This is a genomic window from Microvirga sesbaniae, from assembly GCF_025460805.1.
Classification (GTDB): domain Bacteria; phylum Pseudomonadota; class Alphaproteobacteria; order Rhizobiales; family Beijerinckiaceae; genus Microvirga; species Microvirga sesbaniae.
On sequence record NZ_JAMXFJ010000002.1, the window covers coordinates 544,292 to 562,949 of the forward strand.

Genomic DNA, 18,658 nt, shown 5'->3' on the forward strand with positions numbered 1-18,658 from the left:
GGCAACCCCTTCCGCCTCCTGTCCAAAGAGCCCCTTTCCCCAAGCCCGACTGTCCCATCGTCTGCCGCATCGGCATGATGCGCGACGTCGTCCCTACGGCAGGATAGACCCGACTGCGCAGCGGCCCAGGCGTGAGGTCCGGCCGTCCTGCGGGACGGCCCCATGGCGCCTGGAATAGCGTCTTACCTTAGGATATTGTTCTAAAATACAATTGCGCCAGAAGTCTTCCCGCGATGGTTGTGCTACGTTATCAAGAAACGTAGACGATGCGATCTCCCGCGATACCTTCCGACGCCGTCGATGCCTTCATCACCCGATGGACCGCCTCGGACGGCGGTGCCGAACGGGCCAATTACCAGATGTTCCTGTCGGAACTCTGCGACATCATCGGCGTCCCGCGCCCCGAGCCGTCCGGCCAAGCGCGAGAGCGGAACGACTACGTGTTCGAGCGCGCCGTCCGCCCCCGCGACAGCGACGCAGCGACGGCGCCCAAGCGCATCGATCTCTACAGGAAGAACGCCTTCATCCTCGAGGCCAAGCAGTCGCGGCTGCCCGATGGACGAAAGGTCGAACGAGGCGAACTCGCCCCCGTGTCGGACGCTCTGCCCGACATGGGCCGGCGCAGCATCAGCCGCGGCTGGGACGTCATGATGAAGAACGCGCGCCGGCAGGCGGAATCCTATGTGCTCCTGCTCGACGCGGATCACCCCGCCCCGCCCTTCATCATCGTCTGCGACGTGGGCCATTGCCTGGAGCTCTACGCGGATTTCACCGGCACCGGCCGGGCCTACAGCCACTTCCCGGACCGAAACAGCTTTCGCATCTATCTCCACGACCTGCGTGAGGAGAAGACGCGCGCTCTTCTCGCGCGCGTGTGGCAGGAGCCGCGTGCGCTCGATCCGTCGAAGGAGGCGGCCCGCGTCACCCGCGACATCGCCAGGCGCCTTGCAGGGGTGAGCAGGGCGCTGGAGGAGCGCGGATGCGACGCGCAGGACGTGGCGCATTTCCTCATGCGCTGCCTCTTCACCATGTTCGCCGAGGACGTGTCGCTCCTCCCGCCCGACAGCTTCAAGGCGCTGCTGCAGAAGAGCGTCGACGATCCGGCGCATTTCCCGCACCGGCTCAAGGCGCTCTGGCAGCAGATGGACAAGGGCGACGAGTTCAGCCACGTGGTCGAGACCCGCGTGCGCCATTTCAACGGCGGCCTGTTCAGGGACATCACGGTGTTCCCGCTCGGCCGCGAAGAGATCGGCGAGTTGCTGTCCGCCGCGAACTATTCCTGGACCGAAGTCGATCCGGCGATCTTCGGCACGCTGCTGGAACAGGCTCTCGACAAGCGGGAGCGCAAAAAGCTCGGCGCCCATTACACGCCGCGCGCCTATGTGCAGCGCCTCGTGGATGCGACCGTCATGGAGCCCCTGCGCGAGGACTGGCAGAACGCCCTGCGCAAGGCCGAGCATGCCAAGGAGACGGGCGACGAGACGGCGGCGATCGCCATCGTGCGTGCGTTTCACCGCCAGCTCTGCGCCACGCGCGTGCTCGATCCCGCCTGCGGCACGGGCAATTTCCTCTACGTGTCGCTGGAGCTGATGAAGATGCTCGAAGGCGAGGTCCTGGAGACCCTGGCGCAGCTCGGCGAGCCCGAGAGCATGGGCCTCGACCGCGAGACCGTCGACCCGCATCAGTTCCTCGGCCTGGAACTCAACCCGCGCGCCGCCGCCATCGCCGAGCTCGTCGTGTGGATCGGCTATCTGCAGCAGCATTACCGCAACCGCACCGGCCACCCGTCCGAGCCGATCCTGCGCGCCTTCGAGAACATCAATTTTGGCCGGCGCCAGGGCTACGACGCCGTGCTCACCTGGGACGGCTATCCCGTACCGCAGGTGGCGGAGAAGGACGGTAAACGCGTCGAGACCTATCCCAACGCGCGCCGGCCCGCATGGCCGGACGCGGAGTTCATCGTGGGCAATCCGCCGTTCATCGGCGGCAAGGATCTGCGCGCCCGTCTGGGTGACGCCTACACGGAAGCGCTTTGGTCCGCGCACGGGCACATGAACGGCTCGGCCGATTTCGTCATGTCCTGGTGGGACCGCGCGGCGGACTTCCTCACCGCGAAGAACTCACCCCTTCGCCGCTTCGGCTTCGTCACCACCAACTCGATCACGCAGGAATTCTCCCGCCGCGTGATGAAGAAGCGCATGGAGGGCAGGATTCCGGTGTCGCTCGTCATGGCGATCCCGGATCATCCCTGGACGAAGGCGGCGGCGGATGCGGCAGCGGTGCGCATCGCCATGACGGTGGCGGAGAAGGGCGAGCGGGATGGTGTGTTGTGCGAGGTTGTCAGCGAGCATGGGCTCGATACGGATGAGCCTGTGGTTGAACTCACGAGGCGCATAGGACGGATCAATTCGGATTTGACGGTGGGGGTGGATATCGGCTCGGTTGCACCGCTTCTCGCCAATGGAGTTCTCTGTTCACGTGGAGTCGCACTTCACGGAGCAGGATTTATTTTGACGGAACTAGAAGCCGAGCACCTTGGACTCGGCAAACGTTCAGGCCTTGACAAACATATTCGACCCTATCGAAATGGACGTGACCTCATGGCGGTGTCACGTGGTGTTCTTGTCATTGATCTTGATGGATTAAGTGCACAAGAAGTTCGCATGCGGCATCCAGAAGTCTATCAGCATCTTCTTGCGAGAGTGAAGCCTGAGAGAGATCAAAACAATGAGGAATATCGAAGAACTCACTGGTGGCTTTTCGGCCGCCGCAACACCGATTTGCGGTCTGGACTCATAGTCCTAGTTCGCTACATTGCGACTGTTGAAACAGCCAAGCATCGCGTACTTCAATTCCTCGACAACACCATTCTTCCTGACAACAAGCTTGTTGCAATTGCAATTGAAGACGCATTCGCACTAGGCGTTTTGAGTTCAAGTCCGCACATCTTATGGTCTCTCCACGCTGGCGGTTGGCTTGGCGTTGGCAATGACTCCGTTTATGTCAAGTCCAAAGTCTTCGACCCCTTCCCTTTCCCCGATCCACCCCAGTCCCTCAAGGCAGACATCCGCGCTGCCGCGGAGGAACTCGACGCGTTCCGGAAAAGCCGTCAGGCCGAGCATCCGAAGCTCACGCTGACGCAGATGTACAACGTGCTGGACAAGCTGAAGGCGATGGAGGCGGCGTCACCCTCTCCGTCATGGCCGGGCTCGTCCCGGCCATCCCGATCGGAGGAGCGCGGCGCCTCGAGCCATCGGGATCCCCGGCACGGGGCCGGGGATGACGGCGGGAGGGTCGTGCTCACGCCCGATGAGGAGCGGATCAAAGACGAGGGGCTGATCCTCGTCCTGAAGGAGCTGCACGAGCGCCTCGACCGGTTGGTGTTCCAGGCATATGGCTGGCCTGACGATCTCTCCGACGAGGAGATCCTGGAACGGCTCGTCGCGCTCAACGCCGAGCGGGCCAGGGAGGAGGCGTCGGGCCTCGTGCGCTGGCTCAGGCCCGATTACCAGATCCCGCGCTTCGCCAAGGGCGCGGCTGCCGCGAAGACCGGCGAACTCGACCTCGGGACGAACGTGGTGGCCATCGACCGCTCCTTGCCCGATTTCCCCAAGGACCGGCACGAGGATTCGCTCGCCGTCGAGCACGCGCTTCTCGCCGCCGGGTGCCCCATGGATGCGGCCGCGCTGGCGCGCGGCTTCAGGCGCGGCGGCAAGCGCATCGAGCCGCGGATCGAACAGGCGCTCACCACCCTGGTCCGCTACGGACGCATCACGATGACGGACGACGGCCGCTACCTCGCCCGCAGGGCGGCGTGACACCCTCGACCTGAAGGCAAAAAGGGCCGCCCGGGGGCGGCCCTTGTCCTCGATCCTGTCGTTCGCGCAGGCTCACAGCTTCCCGAGCTTGAGGAACTGCGTCTCGCCGGAGGAATTGTCGACGCCGTCGTTGTCGGTGACGATGTAGGCGTTGCCCGCGGCGTCGACCGCGAAGCCCTCGACCTTGTCGAGCACGTAGCCCCGGGCGGCCTTCAGGTCGGGCTGGAGATCGCGCACCAGCGTCTTCTGGACGAGCGGCAGCTCGCCGCCGAGCGCCGCGGGCTTCATGTCCGCGAGGGACACCGCGTAGAGCTTCTTCACCGCCGCCTTCTCGGCGATCTGGTTGTCGCGCTCGATGACGATGACGCGCTCGCCCGCGGCCGTGATCTCGGACAGGCCGATCCAGCCGGCCTGCGTGGCGTCGAGCGGATAGCGCACGGCCTTCCAGCTCCTGTCGGACGGCCTGTAGGCCAGGAGCTTCACGGCGTTCCTGCCGTCGTCCGCCCATTCGCGCTGCACCGCGAGCCACACGGTCTCGTCCGCGCCCGACCCCGTCACCGTGACGCCCTCGAAGCCGTAGTTCTTCGCGCCCTTCTCGAGTTCCGCCGGAACGGTGATCTCCTCCTGGATCGCCCCCTTGGCGTCGACCCGGACGAGGAGGTTCTTCACGCCCTTCTCCAGGTTGCCCTCGGAGGCGAGCCAGAAGCCGTCGCGGGCCAGCGCGATGCCCTCGAGGTCGAGCTTCTCGGCGGCGGCTCCGCCGCGGGTCACGAGGGTCTCGGCGGTGATGAGCGCGGGCTTCTTTGTGGCGTCGATGGTGAGGATGCGCGGAGCCGCGCCATAGACGCTGTCGGTGACCGCATAGAGCCTGCCGGCCTGCGACTTGTCCGCCGCAAGGCCCGAGAGCGCGCCCCAGCCGATGGGCAGGCCGCCGGGGTTCTTCGCGGAGCGGATCGTCGGATAGGCGGGCGCCGCGCGCTCGGCGCGCTGGTAGATCATCACGTGCGGGGCGGCCCCGCCGTCCCCGTGCAGGTCGGTCTCGCTGGTGGCCACGAACAGGTTGCGCGACGGGATGGCGAGCAGCCCCTCCGGCCCGATGCCGGTCGGCAGAACCTGCACGAGCTCCGGCGCGGCGCCCGTATCGCGATAGACGCCGACGACCGAGGCGCGCTCGGAGCCCACGAAGATCAGCATGTCGTTGCCGAAGCGGCCGGTCTCGACGCCTTCGATCTCGACGCCCTTCTTGTTGCGCTTGTCCGGGTAATGGCTGAGCGAGACGATCTCGTGCTCCAGGCTCGCGCCGGATTCGTAAGCCACGCTGCCGTCGCGGTTGAAGATGGTGAAGCTGCGCGATCCGCCCTTCCAATCGCCCTCGTTCGCCGTCACGAATCGGTTGGCGTCGATCCAGTGCACCGCGTCGGGCTCGCGCTCGACCTTCTCCATGGAGCCGGTGAGCTCGATCCTGCCGTCCTTCCTGGTGTCGATGGCCTTGAGGTCCACGGTGCCGGCGGAGACATGCGCCTCGACCGTGCCGGTCTTCCCGTCCACCACCGCGATGTGGTTGTTCTCCTGCAGGGTCACGACGACCTTGCCCTGGTCGGACACATCCACGTATTCCGGCTCCGGATCCTCGCCGGCAACAGCCGCGAGGCCGGTCAGGCTCACGGTCCTCAGGGCCGCGCAATCGACCTGATCGCCGTTGAGCGAAGCGACCACCAGCGAACCGGCGGGCAACTGCGGCAGCGCACCCTCGTTGACCTCCTCGTTGCGCTCGTTCTCGATCGCGACGGCGAGCACGCCCGCATTGGCGGCGACCGAGTCGGGCTGGCCCGGGAGCGGGCATTCGGCCGCGATCGTCCGGTCGGCGAGGCTGACGGCGACCAGCTTGCCGCTCGGGCTGGTGAAGCTCTCGGAGGTGTTGACGGCCACGTAGGCCCGCCCGCCCACGACCTTCACCGAGGTCGGCTCGCCGCCCAGCGCCAGGGTGCCGCCGGCCTTCGGGTTCGCCGGATCGGCGATGTCGATGAAGCCGAGCTCCTTGCGCGGGCTGTCCGTATAGACCAGCAGGCGGCCGTCCTCGCTCGCCGAAATGATCTCGGCGACCGTGTCGCCTTTCTGGTCCTGGTCCTTCGCCAGGTTCGCCGTGATGGGGAAGCTGGCGATGCGGTCGAAATACTCCGCCGCGGAGGCGCTGAGCGCCGTGCCGGAGAGGAGAGCGGCCGCCAGCGAGGCGGCGACGAAGGAACGGTGCATGGGATCTCCCGCGAGACGGTCAAGGTTAGCCGGATCCTCATGCGCCCGGCCCATGACAGGCGGATGACAGGCGGATGACAGGCGGAACGGCGGGACAACCTGAGCCGTTGTGCACCGAATCCTCGCGTCGGACGTTGTCGAGACCGGAACCGCGCGATAGCTGTGCCTCGACGGGCCGCGGTCACGCTCGCCCCATTTTCGACAGGAGCCCTCATGAGCATCGGGCTGATCGCCCTGCTGGACGACGTTGCGGCCTTGGCCAAGGTCGCGGCCGCCTCCCTCGACGACGTGGCCGCCCAGGCGGCCAAGGCCGGCGCCAAGGCGGCCGGCGTGGTGATCGACGACGCCGCCGTGACGCCCCGCTACGTGACGGGCTTTTCCGCCGCGCGGGAGCTGCCCATCGTCGGCAAGATCGCCCTGGGGTCCCTCAAGAACAAGCTCATCTACCTGCTTCCGGCCGCCCTCCTCCTCAGCCTGTTCGCCCCCTGGGCGATCACGCCGCTGCTCATGATCGGCGGCGCCTATCTCTGCTACGAGGGCTCGGAGAAGGTGTTCGAGGCGCTGTCGCCGCACGGCGCCCACGAGCACGAGGCCGCGGTTGGCGCCGCCACCCATGCGGCCCGCAATCTCGAGGACGAGAAGGTCAGCAGCGCGATCAAGACCGACTTCATCCTCTCGGCCGAGATCATGGCGATCACGCTTGCGAGCCTGCCGGCCGGATCGACCTGGATGCAGGCGGTCGTGCTCGCCGTGGTGGGCATCGGCATCACGGCCCTGGTCTATGGCGGCGTCGCCCTGATCGTGAAGGCGGACGATGCCGGCGTGGCGCTCGCCCGCACCGACCGCCCGGTCTCGCGCCTCCTGCGGCGCGGACCCGAGGGCACGCCGCTTCATACCGACCGCCTGCTCGCTCCCGTGACGACCACGTTCGGACGCGGCCTGGTGAAGGGCATGCCGGTCCTGCTGAAGGGTCTTGCCATCATCGGCACCGCCGCCATGATCTGGGTCGGCGGCGGGATCATCGTCCACGGCCTCGAAGGCTACGGCTTCGCCGGCCTCGGCCACGCCATCCACGCACTGGCAGTGGCGGCCGGCCATGCGGTCCCGGCACTCGGGGGCCTGGTGGAGTGGCTCGTCTCGGCCGCGGCCTCCGGCCTGTTCGGCCTGGTGCTCGGCGCCGTGCTGATCCCGCTGGTCCACTTCGTCGCCGTGCCGCTCGCGAGGGCCGTGAGGGGCGGCAGCCGGAAGGCCGAGAAGCCTACGGTGTAACCGCCTCTCCTCTTCCAGTCCTCGGCCCTTGCCGCGGCGTCCGATGCGCTCGGCGCTTCAGACGATCGGGATCACCGGCACAAGGCCGGTGATGACGTGGTGTGTGTGTGACCCGGTGCGAACACCCTCCCCACGTCATGGCCGGGCTTGTCCCGGCCATCTCGATCGGAAAAGCGCGGCGCCTCGAACGATCGGGATCACCGGGACAGGCCCGGTGATGACGATGCCGTGCGGTTCTGGCTGAGCGTCCATGAAGCGGTGACGAAGATGGAACGAACCGATTCGTAACAGCATGGGTCACGCATGCCGCTCTTCCATTCCCCGGCCGTTCGTACCATATTCGTTCTATGGCCAAATCACCCAAGAAGCCCAAGCTTTCCACCGGGAAGGCGTCCAAGCCTGAGCTCAAGCCGCTGGATCCCTATCTGGCCGATCTCCTCAATCCGGCGGTCAACCGGGAGCGGGAGGCGGCCGAGGGGTTCGCCGAGCGGGCCCAGGAGACCTTCATCCACGGCGACATCGCGGATGTCGACCCGGCGCTCGCCAAGAAGCTCGGCCTGAAGGGGCCCGACGACGGGCCGGACGTGGCCGAGGAGCTGGGCGAGCTATCCCCGGGCTCCGGCGTATCGGCCACGGTCGACGCCCTGTCGAAGCTCCTGACCGAGGGCGATCCGCGCTTCAAGAACGGCAAGGCCTGGGTGCCGCACCGCCCGCCCCGCCCCGAGAAATCGGAAGGCGGCATCCCGTTCAAGATCAAGTCCGACTTCACCCCCTCGGGCGACCAGCCGACCGCGATCGCCGAGCTGGTGGACGGCGTGCGCCGGGCCGAGCGCGACCAGGTGCTGCTCGGCGTCACGGGCTCGGGCAAGACCTTCACCATGGCCAAGGTGATCGAGGAGACGCAGCGCCCCGCCCTCATCCTGGCGCCGAACAAGACGCTGGCCGCGCAGCTCTACGGGGAGTTCAAGTCGTTTTTCCCGGACAACGCGGTCGAGTATTTCGTCTCGTATTACGACTATTACCAGCCCGAGGCCTATGTGCCGCGCTCGGACACCTTCATCGAGAAGGAAAGCTCCATCAACGAGCAGATCGACCGGATGCGCCACTCGGCGACCCGCGCGCTGCTCGAGCGTGACGACGTGATCATCGTGGCGTCCGTGTCGTGCATCTACGGCATCGGGTCGGTCGAGACCTATACGGCCATGACCTTCTCCGTGAAGGTGGGCGAGCGCATCGAGCAGCGCCAGCTCATCGCGGATCTCGTGGCCTTGCAGTACAAGCGCATCCAGAGCGACTTCGCCCGCGGCACCTTCCGGGTGCGCGGCGACGTGATCGAGCTCTTCCCCGCCCACTTGGAAGACCGGGCCTGGCGCATCGGCCTCTTCGGCGACGAGATCGAGTCGATCGTCGAGTTCGATCCGCTCACCGGCAAGAAGACCAACGACCTGCAATTCGTGAAGGTCTACGCCAACTCGCACTACGTGACCCCGCGCCCGACCCTGCAGCAGGCCGTGAAGGGCATCCAGGACGAGCTGCAGCACCGCCTGCAGGAACTCGCCCGCATGGGCCGCCTGCTCGAGGCGCAGCGGCTCGAGCAGCGCACCCAGTTCGACCTCGAGATGATCGAGGCCACGGGCGTGTGCAACGGCATCGAGAACTATTCGCGCTATCTCACCGGCCGCAAGCCCGGCGAGCCGCCCCCGACCCTGTTCGAGTACCTGCCCGACAACGCCCTCGTGTTCACCGACGAGAGCCACGTGACCGTGCCGCAGATCGGCGGCATGTATCGCGGCGACTTCCGCCGCAAGGCGACGCTGGCCGAATACGGCTTCCGCCTGCCGTCCTGCCTCGACAACCGTCCGCTGCGCTTCGAGGAATGGGACGCCATGCGGCCGCAATCGATCCACGTATCGGCGACGCCCGCCAAGTGGGAGATGGAGCAGACCGGCGGCATCTTCGTCGAGCAGGTCATCCGCCCGACGGGCCTCGTCGACCCGGTGGTGGAGATCCGGCCCGCGCGAAGCCAGGTCGACGACCTGGTGCACGAGGTGAAGGAGCTCTCCGCTCAAGGATACCGCACCCTCGTGACCACGCTCACCAAGCGCATGGCCGAGGACCTCACCGAGTACATGCACGAGAACGGCATCCGCGTGCGCTACATGCACTCGGACATCGACACGCTGGAGCGCATCGAGATCATCCGCGACCTGCGTCTCGGCGCCTTCGACGTGCTCATCGGCATCAACCTCCTGCGCGAGGGCCTCGACATTCCCGAATGCGCGCTCGTCGCCATTCTCGACGCCGACAAGGAAGGCTTCCTGCGCTCCGAGACCTCGCTGGTGCAGACCATCGGCCGCGCCGCCCGCAACGTGGAGGGCAAGGCGATCCTCTACGCGGACAAGATCACCGGCTCCATGGAGCGCGCCATCGCGGAGACCAACCGCCGCCGCGAGAAGCAGCTCGCCTACAACGCCGAGCACGGCATCACGCCGCAATCGGTGAAGAAGAACATCGCGGACATCCTGGAGAGCGTCTACGAGCGCGACCACGTGTCGGTCGACACGGGCCTCGCCGACAAGACGGTCGGCCACAACCTCAAGGCCGTCATCGCCGACATGGAGAAACGCATGCGCGAGGCTGCGGCGAACCTGGAGTTCGAGGAGGCGGCTCGCCTGCGCGACGAGCTCAAGCGCCTGCAGGCGACCGAGCTCGCCATCAGCGACGACCCGATGGCGCGCCAGAGCGATGTGGAGCGGGAAGCCGGTCGGTACGGCGGCTCGCGCAAATACGGCCGCAGCGCCAACCTGCCGCCGAAGGGCCTGCCGCCCTCGCCCGAGGGCGCCACGGCGGGCGACGAGGAGACCGACGCCTACGGGCCGACCGGCAAGGGGCGGTCCGACGAGGGCACCCGGGTCCGCAAGCCCGGCCTCGACGAGATGGGCCCGGGTACGGACCGGGAGGTCCCGCTCAACTACCGGGAACGCCCGGCCGCTCGCTCGACGCAAGGGTTCGCGGGGCAGAAGCCGAAATACAAGGGACGCAAGGGGCGGTAAGGCGACGCGCCTTGCGCATCGTGCGGACGAAAGCGGGCCGCACGATGCGTCACGTCAAGGAATGTGCATTGGACCCAGAAGTGGGTCCGCTTTTCACGTCCGATGCTCTATCCCGGCATGGCGTCCAGGATGCCGGTCACCACGGACCCGATGCTGGCGGCCAGGATGGCCGCCGTGGCGGCCACCTTCGGCACCAGAAGGCCAGCCCGGCGCGCATCCGCGTACCAGCCGCCCGCGATCGTGCGCCACTGCCAGTAGGGCGAGAGGGTCCAGGCCGGCGGATAGGGCCGCCGCTCGCGGCGGCACACGTCCCAGACGATCCGGTCGTTGACCCGGTAGAACGCCACCGACGCGGCCCCGAACAGCACGAACCAGACCAGACCCCTGACCATCACCCGAGGCTCCGCGCCCATCCGTCCCGGGACAACGCCGCCATGCCGGCGTTCGTGGCGGCGCCCGGACGACAGGGCCCGCCCCTCACCGCCACGCCACCTCGTAGGCGGCGACCGGCTGCGCGAAACCCTTCAGGCTCCGGCTCCCGAGATCCACGAGGCGCAGGCGGGTGGGAAGCGACCCGGTGACCGCCCCGGACACCACGATGGTGTCGGGCTCGGCGCTCTGGCACAGACGGGCCGCCATCTGGACGGTCGCGCCGAACAGGTCGTTGTGGTCGGCCACCGGCTCGCCCGCATCGAGGCCGATGCGCACCCGGAGCTTCTCCCGGCTCGCCAGGTTGAAGGCCTCGAAGGCCCGCTGGATGGCGCGCGCCGCATCCACGGCGGCGGTGGCGTCCGCGAAGGCCGCCATGATCCCGTCGCCCGTGTGCTTGACCTCGCGCCCGCCGTTGTCGTGCAGGGCCCGGCGGACCATGGCGTCGTGCGCCCGCACCATCTCGACCGCGCGGGTGTCGCCCAGGCGCTCGGTCATGGCTGTGGACTCGACGATGTCGGTGAACATGATGGTGCGCAGGGCCGGATCGATCTCCGCCCTGGAGGCTCCTGCCGGCTGCGGATCGGAGATGCGGCCGAGAAACGCCTCGACGGCCGAGAGATCGACCTCGATCACGTCGCGGGCGATGTTGCCATGGGCCTCGTCGTGCACCCGCGCGGCCGTCTCGATGTCGGGCGCGTCGATGAGGCAGAACGCGGTGCCGCGGGTCTCGTCGAACCAGTAGGTCAGGAACCGCACCCCGTAGCGCCCCTGGACGTCCAGGTCCTTGCGATGGGCTTCGGCGATGTCGACGGCGGTCAGGCCCTTCAGGTCGTGCCGGTCCAGGAATATGGGCATCGGGTCCTCTCTGACTCCTCCCGCTTCCGTTCGTGTCCCTTTTGCTTCCGTAACGTAATGTACAGGGTTTGGCACGAGGCCGGAATGCTCCTCTGCCGGGGCCGGCGCGACGCTGCACCCCGCATGCCAGGCGCAGACGCCATTCGCACCCTCCCCCGTCACGGCCGGTCTCGTCCGGCCATCCCGCTCCCACATCCTCTCCCGTCATGGCAGGCCTTGTGCCGGCCATGACGGTCCGGTGAGGCGCGGCGTCCTGAAAATCGAGATCACCGGGACAAGCCCGGTGGTGACGTGAGAATCGCACACCCGATCGTGCGCCCCTCCCCCTCATGGCCGGACCCGCGAGGACGAGGCAAGTCATTCAACCAAACGGTTGACTATCCTGATCGACACAGCTATATTCAACCACATGGTTGAATTACAGACATCTCAGCTCGACACCGTCTTCCACGCCCTGGGCGACGCGACCCGGCGTCGGATGCTGCGGGACCTCGCCGGGAGCGAGCGCACGGTGAGTCAGCTCGCCGAGCCGTTCTCGATCTCCCTCGCGGCCGCCTCGAAGCACATCAAGGTGCTGGAGCATGCCGGCCTCCTGCGGCGCGAGATCCGCGGCCGCACCCATGTCTGCCGCCTCGACCCCGGGCCGCTGGCCAGCGCCCACGCGTGGCTCGGCATCTACGAACGCTTCTGGACCGACCGTCTGGACGTGCTGGAACGGCTCCTCCGCGAGGAGGATGCCCGGACATCCGAAACCCCCGAAGGAGACGACATATGAGCGACCTTGCGACCACGGATCTTGCGGAACGCAGCCCCTACGGGGTGCTGACCGACCCGGCCACCCTGACGATCCAGCGCCTGCTGCCCGGGCCCATCGAGCGGGTCTGGGATTACCTCACCCAGAGCGACCTGCGCCGGCAATGGCTCGCGGCGGGCGAGATGGAGCTGAAGGTCGGCGCCCCGGTCGAGTTCGTCTGGCGCAACCACGAGCTCACCGACCCGCCCGGCGAGCGCCCGCCGGGCTTTGCCGAGGAGCACCGGATGGAGAGCCGGATCACCGAGCTCGACCCGCCCCACCGGCTCGCCATCACCTGGGGGTCCACCGGCGGCGTCTCCTTCGAGCTCGAGCGCAGGGGCTCCGAGGTGCTGCTCACCCTGGTCCACCGCCGGGTGTCCGACCGGGCGACCCTGCTCAACGTCAGCTCCGGCTGGCACGCCCATCTCGACATCCTGGCCGCGCGCATGGCCGGCCGGGAGCCGGAGCCCTTCTGGCAGAACTGGAGCCGGCTGAAGGAGGACTACGCCCGGCGGCTCCCCGCATAAAGGGCCCGCCCCTCGCGTCATCACGGGCTCGTCCCACCTCTCCCCGTCATCACCGGCCTTGTGCCAGTGATCCCGATCGGAAAGGCACGGAGCATCACGGGGTCGGGATGGCCGGCACAAGGCCGGCCATGACGTGAAGGGGCGGCGCCAAGAGCGCTCCCCTACCCGCCCAGCACCCGCGAGAGCGTGAAGGCCGCGAGAAACCCCGCCACGGTGATCAGCCCGGCATATTCGTGGGCGGTCTCGAAGGCTTCCGGCACCATGGTGTCGGCCAGCATGGCCAGGATCGCCCCGGCCGCCACGGCGGTGACGAACGCGATGGTGGCCGGCCCCGTCTCGGCGAAGACCGCGTAGCCGAGGAGCGCCGCGATCCCCGAGGCGAGCGCGATGCCGCCCCAGATGCCGAAGATGTAGGCCCTGGAGCGCCCGGCCCGGCGCATGCCGGCGGCGCTCGACAGCCCCTCGGGCAGGTTCGACAGGAAAACCGCCGCCACGGCCACGAGGCTCACCCCCTGGCCGGCGAGCAGGCTCACGCCGATCACGATGGATTCCGGGATGCCGTCGAGGAGCGCGCCGAGCGCGATGGCGAGCCCGCTGCCCTCCTGGTCGTGCGAGGGCTGGCGCGCATCCGGGGCGGTGCCGGAGCGCTTGCGGTGCTTGGCGCCGCGCCGCGTCACGACGATGTTCGCCCCCGTATAGACGGCTGCGCCGGCGAGAAATCCCAGCGACGTCGACGCGATGCCGCCCGTGCGGTACGCCTCGTCCATGAGGTCGAAGGACAGCGCCGAGATCAGCACCCCGGCCCCGAACGCCATCACGGCCGCGATGACCCGCTGCGGCAGCTTGACGAAGGTCCCGATCAGCGCCCCGAGCACGAGAGCGGACCCGCTGAGCAGACCCCACAGACCGGCCTGGATGACCATAGGCATGAAACGTTCTCCGGTGGATGGGGAGAACGTGATGGGGGGCGGTAGGGTTCGGGGCTGCGTCGGGCGAGGCTTGCATGGAACGAGGCATGGAAGAAACGATGGAACCGGTCGGCGGGCGCGTCGCCCGCCCGTGCGCTTCCATGCATCACGGCAGCTGGTCGGTGAGGACCCGCTCGACCCAGGCGCCCGCCTCCTCCTGCGTGGCGAACAGGGGCGCGCCGCCGATGTCGCATTTGCCGAAGCCGGCCTCCAGGTGCCAGAGGCCCTTGTGCTCGGGTTCGTGGGCGTCGCCGTCGAGGCGCACGATCACGGCGGCGAGCTGGCCGCCGGCCAGGACGAGCCGGCCCTCGCTGTCATGGCCGTCGATCAGGACGTCGATGGGTTGATACGAGATGTCGAGGGGCATGGCGCTCCCCCTGGTTGCCGGCGGGGGCCCGAATCTCCCTCAGCCGCCGGCGCCCGGACGTCCTTGCCGGCGATGGGCCATTGTAGGCCCTTCGGGAGCGGCCCGCCAGAGCGTTTCCGCCCGGCCGCCGGACCGTCCGCCCCGCGGCCCTCACAAAAAATTCGAAGAATGTCTCGGGTGTGAAGCGCTTCACAGCGACGTTCCGCAACGTCAGGCAAAGTCCCATCATCGCCAACGGAGAGAGCATCTCAGGCGGTCTTGAGAGCAACGCTTAACGAAGAGGAACATACCCATGGAAAACTACCAGTTCTCCGACAACGACATCTTCCAGGACGCCTACAACACCGCTTTCGGCGGCAGCGCCACCTCGGCGCAGGTCGGCAACATCGTCGACGCCGACACCCTGCTCGACAGCAGCCACGACTATTTCGGCGGCGTCAACATGCAGGATTCCTACAACACCATCGACCAGGTGGCGACGAACACCGCCGTGTTCGGCAACGCGACCTCGGCCCAGGTCGCCAGCATCAACGACAGCGACACGCTCGTCGACAACAGCCACCCGCACTACTTCTGATCCTGAGCCTGCCGGAGCGCCACGGCCCGAGGGCCTGGCGCTCCTTTTCGGCTTTTCCCCGGTCCGCCCTCGCGCCGCCATGAAGCGCCGCCCCCGGCCCCGCACCGCGACGACCCGGCCGCCATCTCCCGCTTCCGACGACGCAAAAGGGCGGCCCTCGCGGCCGCCCTCTTCACGTCGCAGCCGGAATCCGAAGCGTCAGAGCCGTCCCATCAGCAGCAGGATGATGAGGATGAGCAGGACCACGCCGAGGAGACCGCTCGGGCCGTAGCCCCAGCCCCGGCTGTAGGGCCAGGCCGGAACGGCCCCGATGAGAAGCAGGATGACGAGAATGAGCAGGATGGTGCTGATTGCCATGGAAATACTCCCTCTACACGGACCCGCCGCGCAATGGCGGCGTTCATCCAGGGAAACTTGGCCGTAAGAGAAAAAGTTCCCGCCTCTTTTGCCTGTGGATGGCCCCGACGGGGTAGGTTCCGGGGCGGAACGATCACCCTGGCTTGACGTTAGCTCCACGGCGATGGGGTGCCGCCGTCAGCGCGTCCCCTGCGGGAGGTCGCCGCTTCGATGGACCAGGACAGCCCGATGCAGAAAAAGAACCCGAACGCGATGCCCCACGACATTCCAGAACCAATCCCTGGCCTCCGAAAATCCGATTCCCCCGCCCTGAGCCCCTCGGTCCAGGCCCAGATCGGCCAGCGCCTGCGCCAGTTCTACGATGCCCTGGCGCTGGGCGAGCAGCCGGTGCCGGACCGGTTCATCGAGATCATCAACCGGCTCGACGGCGCGAAGGGAGAGAAGCAGCAGTCATGAGTATCGACATCGATTTGCGCGACTCCATGCTCAAGGCGACGCCGAACCTGCGCGCCTTCGCCATTTCCCTCACCAACAACGTGGACCGCGCCGACGACCTCGTGCAGGAAACCCTGATGCGGGCGATCGCCAACATCGATCGCTTCCAGCCCGGCACGAACATGCAGGCCTGGCTCTTCACCATCCTGCGCAACCTGTTCCATTCCGAATACCGCAAGCGCCGCCGCGAGGTGGAGGATGCGGACGGCAAGTACGCGGCCGCCCTCTCGGTTCAGCCGGACCAGATGCCCCATCTCGATTTCGAGGATCTGCAGAAGGCGCTCGCCCGTCTGCCCCACGACCAGCGCGAGGCGCTGCTGCTGGTGGGCGCCTCGGGCTTCTCCTACGAGCAGGCGGCAGAGATCTGCGGCTGCGCGGTCGGCACCATCAAGAGCCGGGTCAACCGCGCCCGCAACCGGCTGGCCGAGCTGATGCACTTCACCGACATGGAGGAGGATCTCGGCCCCGACCGCGTCACCCTGTCGGTGATGCACGCCGTCGCGTGACGGGCCTTGGACCGTCGGGGCTTTCTTGATCGACAGGCGCGCCCAGAGGGGCGCCTGCTGTTTTAGCGCATCGGAAGAGAGCATCGGATGAATCCCAAAAGTGGTGCCCACTTTTGGGTCCGAGGCTCTAGCGACGCCGGAACTGCTGGTTGCCGCGCTGCGGCGGACGCGGACCGGAAGAGGCACCCGAATCCTTGTGACGGAAGATGAGCCGGCCCTTCTCCAGGTCGTAGGGCGACATCTCGACGGTCACGCGGTCGCCGGCCAGGGTCTTGATGCGGTTCTTCTTCATCTTGCCGGCCGTATAGGCGATGACCTCGTGCCCGTTGTCGAGCTGCACGCGGTAGCGCGCGTCGGGCAGAATCTCGGTCACAAGTCCTTCAAAGGTGATCAGTTCTTCCTTTGCCATGCAAAGCCTTCCTCATAACAAAAAAGCCGCCCCTGAATCGGAACGGCCATATGCAAGAGGACGTGCAGGCACGTCCTCCGGCATCAAACCTTACGCGTTCTGCAGGTTCACTGCAGAGGTGCGGCCGGTGCGCTGGTCGGTCTGAAGCTCGTAAGAGATCTTCTGGCCTTCGCGCAAGCCGCGCATGCCGGCGCGCTCGAGAGCGGTCGCATGAACGAACACATCCTTGCCGCCGTTGTCGGGCTGGATGAAACCATAACCCTTGGTTTCATTGTACCACTTCACGGTTCCCTGTTCCATGGGAAATCCTTTTTCACTGTCGATTGCACGTGGATGAGGGCCCCAAGGCCAGTCACCCGCTAGTCGATAGATGGTAGAGAAGGAACGTGCGCCCGGCAGTGCCAAAGCGGGAAGCCCAGTCGTCCGGCCAAATGTCGATGGGCAGTACCTAAGGCACGGATGGGGCAATTACAAGGCAAAGGCTCTTTTCGCGCCGGACCGCAATTCGGTTGGAATTCCGGCTATTTCCGGGCCGATCTAGCGGCTCCCCCGGATGCCGGCCAGGATGTCCCGCAGGGCGTCCTCGCCGGCCGGCGTGAAGACGATCTCCCGGCCGTCCGCCTTGACGAGGCCGCGTCCGTCGAGTTCGTCCACGGCCCCGTCGCTCGCCCGGTGGCCGGTGCCGTCCTTCTGGACCACGCTGCGGACCCGCTGGCCGCTCGACAGTTCGTGATAGGCCGCGAAGGCGAAGACCGCCAGCGCCTCGTCGCTCAATCCGGACAGATCGGCCATCGTTCAACCTCGGTTCGTCGGGACATCCCGTTCCGGTCAATGCAAACCCGGCGCGACCGTTCAACCGCCGCGGTCAAAAAACCGCGACGAGCGGCGATCCGGGTTTCCAGGAACTCTCGCCAGGAACACTCGCCAGGAACACTCGCCAGGAACACTCGCCAGGAACACTCGCCCGCGCCTTCACGTTGGTGGCTCGAAACCACCAGCCGGTGGCCTCGGGCCACCCAGGACGAGGAGCGCTCCCATGGCCAACGACCGCCGTTACAGCAATCCGGATTTCGACCAGCGCGACCGCGAGGACGACGGCTACATCGCCCGCCGCGGCTTCGGCAACCGCCGCGCGGGATACGACAGCGGCCCCCGTTCCGGCCAGGATGACGGCTGGCGGCTGGAGCGGGACGTCCGCGAGCGCGATTACGGGGATTCCGCCGGCTACGGCACCGGCGGATCGGCCCTCGACTGGCACGACGTGGTGGGCGACGATCGCATCGGCTCCGAGCGCCGGGTCTTCGGCTCCGACCGCCGCCGCGACCCGGATCAGTTCGGGCAGGACCGCTACGGCCGCGACCGCACCGGCCAGGATCGGTATCGTTCCGAGAGCTTCGGGCGCGGCTCGCGCGACTACAACGAGGATCGCGGCCTCCTCGAGCGGGCCGGCGACGAGCTCCGGTCCTGGTTCGGGGACGAGGATGCGGAGCGCCGCCGCGACAGGGACATGCGCGAGGCCGGCCAGCATCGCGGCCGCGGGCCGAAAGGCTATCAGCGCTCCGATGCCCGCATCCTGGAGGATGTGAACGACCGGCTCACCGAAGATCCGCATCTGGATGCCTCCGAGATCGAGGTGCGGGTGGAGAACCGGGAGGTCACCCTCACGGGCACGGTGAACAGCCGCTTCGAGAAGCGCCACGCGGAGGACCTGGCGGAGTCGATCTCCGGGGTATCCCACGTGCAGAACAACCTGCGCATCCAGCAGCAGGCGGATGCGGGCATCGCCGGCACCATGATGTCGGGCGCGGGCGCCGCGGGCGCCGGCAGCACCGGCCTTCCGGAGACCGCAGGCGCCGGGACGGTCGGCACGACCCGCCGGCGCACCGGCGGGTCCTCGGGCGGCGGCACCTGACGCCGAGGCTCATACCGCCGGTTTACCAGGATGCGCTTCTTCCCTTGGGGGCGAGGCGCATCTGTCG

General features: G+C 67.4%; 18 protein-coding genes. 9 read left to right on the plus strand and 9 right to left on the minus strand.

Annotated features, from left to right (window positions below):
• Nucleotides 1-266 precede the first annotated feature (266 nt).
• Nucleotides 267-3,818 carry a class I SAM-dependent DNA methyltransferase gene (locus tag OCW50_RS05160; protein WP_262296667.1) on the plus strand — a complete coding sequence of 1,184 codons (3,552 nt, stop codon included), beginning with the start codon at nt 267-269 and terminating at the stop codon, nt 3,816-3,818.
• A gap of 72 nt (nt 3,819-3,890) precedes the next feature.
• On the opposite strand, the gene OCW50_RS05165 is transcribed toward OCW50_RS05160, so the two are convergent.
• Nucleotides 3,891-6,071, minus strand: coding sequence for an esterase-like activity of phytase family protein (locus tag OCW50_RS05165; protein WP_262296668.1), 2,181 nt, complete (start codon nt 6,069-6,071; stop codon nt 3,891-3,893).
• A gap of 213 nt (nt 6,072-6,284) precedes the next feature.
• Between OCW50_RS05165 and OCW50_RS05170 the strand changes: the two genes are divergently transcribed.
• Together OCW50_RS05170 and uvrB are read left to right on the plus strand one after the other, a co-directional pair.
• A complete protein-coding gene (locus OCW50_RS05170; RefSeq protein WP_262296669.1) occupies nt 6,285-7,340 on the plus strand; it encodes a DUF808 domain-containing protein in 1,056 nt (351 codons plus the stop codon).
• Nucleotides 7,341-7,687: 347 nt separating this feature from the next.
• Nucleotides 7,688-10,393, plus strand: a complete 2,706-nt coding sequence (uvrB, locus tag OCW50_RS05175) for an excinuclease ABC subunit UvrB (protein WP_262296670.1) — start codon at nt 7,688-7,690, stop codon at nt 10,391-10,393.
• Between the two features lie 107 nt (nt 10,394-10,500).
• Here uvrB and OCW50_RS05180 read toward each other — a convergent pair whose 3' ends face one another.
• Entirely contained in the window at nt 10,501-10,785 is a 285-nt protein-coding gene (locus OCW50_RS05180) for a hypothetical protein (RefSeq protein ID WP_262296671.1), read from the minus strand.
• A gap of 85 nt (nt 10,786-10,870) precedes the next feature.
• A complete protein-coding gene (locus OCW50_RS05185; protein WP_262296672.1) occupies nt 10,871-11,680 on the minus strand; it encodes a nickel-binding protein in 810 nt (269 codons plus the stop codon).
• A 409-nt stretch (nt 11,681-12,089) separates the two neighbouring features.
• Here OCW50_RS05185 and OCW50_RS05190 point away from each other — a divergent pair, with 409 nt between their 5' ends.
• The gene (locus OCW50_RS05190; protein WP_262296673.1) at nt 12,090-12,455 is read left to right on the plus strand and encodes an ArsR/SmtB family transcription factor; all 366 of its coding nucleotides are present in this window, start codon (nt 12,090-12,092) and stop codon (nt 12,453-12,455) included.
• Entirely contained in the window at nt 12,452-13,000 is a 549-nt protein-coding gene (locus OCW50_RS05195; protein ID WP_262296674.1) for an SRPBCC family protein, read from the plus strand. Before OCW50_RS05190 ends, OCW50_RS05195 begins: the two co-directional genes overlap by 4 nt.
• Nucleotides 13,001-13,161: 161 nt before the next feature.
• Here the strand turns inward: OCW50_RS05195 and OCW50_RS05200 are convergent, their stop codons facing one another.
• Both OCW50_RS05200 and OCW50_RS05205 read right to left on the minus strand, forming a co-directional pair.
• Nucleotides 13,162-13,929: a ZIP family metal transporter gene (locus OCW50_RS05200; RefSeq protein WP_262296675.1), complete on the minus strand. Its 768-nt coding sequence runs from the start codon at nt 13,927-13,929 to the stop codon at nt 13,162-13,164.
• 145 nt (nt 13,930-14,074) lie between these two features.
• Nucleotides 14,075-14,335: a hypothetical protein gene (locus OCW50_RS05205; RefSeq protein ID WP_262272614.1), complete on the minus strand. Its 261-nt coding sequence runs from the start codon at nt 14,333-14,335 to the stop codon at nt 14,075-14,077.
• 292 nt (nt 14,336-14,627) lie between these two features.
• On the opposite strand from OCW50_RS05205, the gene OCW50_RS05210 reads away from it, so the two are divergent.
• Nucleotides 14,628-14,912 carry a hypothetical protein gene (locus OCW50_RS05210; protein ID WP_262296676.1) on the plus strand — a complete coding sequence of 95 codons (285 nt, stop codon included), beginning with the start codon at nt 14,628-14,630 and terminating at the stop codon, nt 14,910-14,912.
• Nucleotides 14,913-15,110: 198 nt separating this feature from the next.
• Here the strand turns inward: OCW50_RS05210 and OCW50_RS05215 are convergent, their stop codons facing one another.
• Entirely contained in the window at nt 15,111-15,269 is a 159-nt protein-coding gene (locus OCW50_RS05215) for a DUF3309 family protein (protein WP_173946171.1), read from the minus strand.
• 228 nt (nt 15,270-15,497) lie between these two features.
• On the opposite strand from OCW50_RS05215, the gene OCW50_RS05220 reads away from it, so the two are divergent.
• Entirely contained in the window at nt 15,498-15,725 is a 228-nt protein-coding gene (locus tag OCW50_RS05220) for a NepR family anti-sigma factor (RefSeq protein WP_262296677.1), read from the plus strand.
• Complete coding sequence (locus OCW50_RS05225; RefSeq protein ID WP_009494618.1) at nt 15,722-16,270, plus strand: sigma-70 family RNA polymerase sigma factor; 549 nt, start codon at nt 15,722-15,724, stop codon at nt 16,268-16,270. The genes OCW50_RS05220 and OCW50_RS05225 overlap by 4 nt, the downstream gene beginning before the upstream one ends.
• Before the next feature lie 127 nt (nt 16,271-16,397).
• Here the strand turns inward: OCW50_RS05225 and infA are convergent, their stop codons facing one another.
• The 3 genes from infA to OCW50_RS05240 form a co-directional block, all read right to left on the minus strand.
• Nucleotides 16,398-16,679 (minus strand): translation initiation factor IF-1, encoded by a 282-nt coding sequence (gene infA, locus OCW50_RS05230; RefSeq protein WP_009494617.1) that lies wholly within the window; start codon nt 16,677-16,679, stop codon nt 16,398-16,400.
• 90 nt (nt 16,680-16,769) lie between these two features.
• Nucleotides 16,770-16,979 (minus strand): cold-shock protein, encoded by a 210-nt coding sequence (locus OCW50_RS05235; RefSeq protein ID WP_047188264.1) that lies wholly within the window; start codon nt 16,977-16,979, stop codon nt 16,770-16,772.
• A 237-nt stretch (nt 16,980-17,216) separates the two neighbouring features.
• On the minus strand, nt 17,217-17,471 hold the full coding sequence (locus OCW50_RS05240) for a hypothetical protein (protein ID WP_262296678.1): 255 nt from the start codon (nt 17,469-17,471) through the stop codon (nt 17,217-17,219).
• A 244-nt stretch (nt 17,472-17,715) separates the two neighbouring features.
• On the opposite strand from OCW50_RS05240, the gene OCW50_RS05245 reads away from it, so the two are divergent.
• Nucleotides 17,716-18,591 (plus strand): BON domain-containing protein, encoded by an 876-nt coding sequence (locus OCW50_RS05245; RefSeq protein WP_262296679.1) that lies wholly within the window; start codon nt 17,716-17,718, stop codon nt 18,589-18,591.
• Nucleotides 18,592-18,658 lie beyond the last annotated feature (67 nt).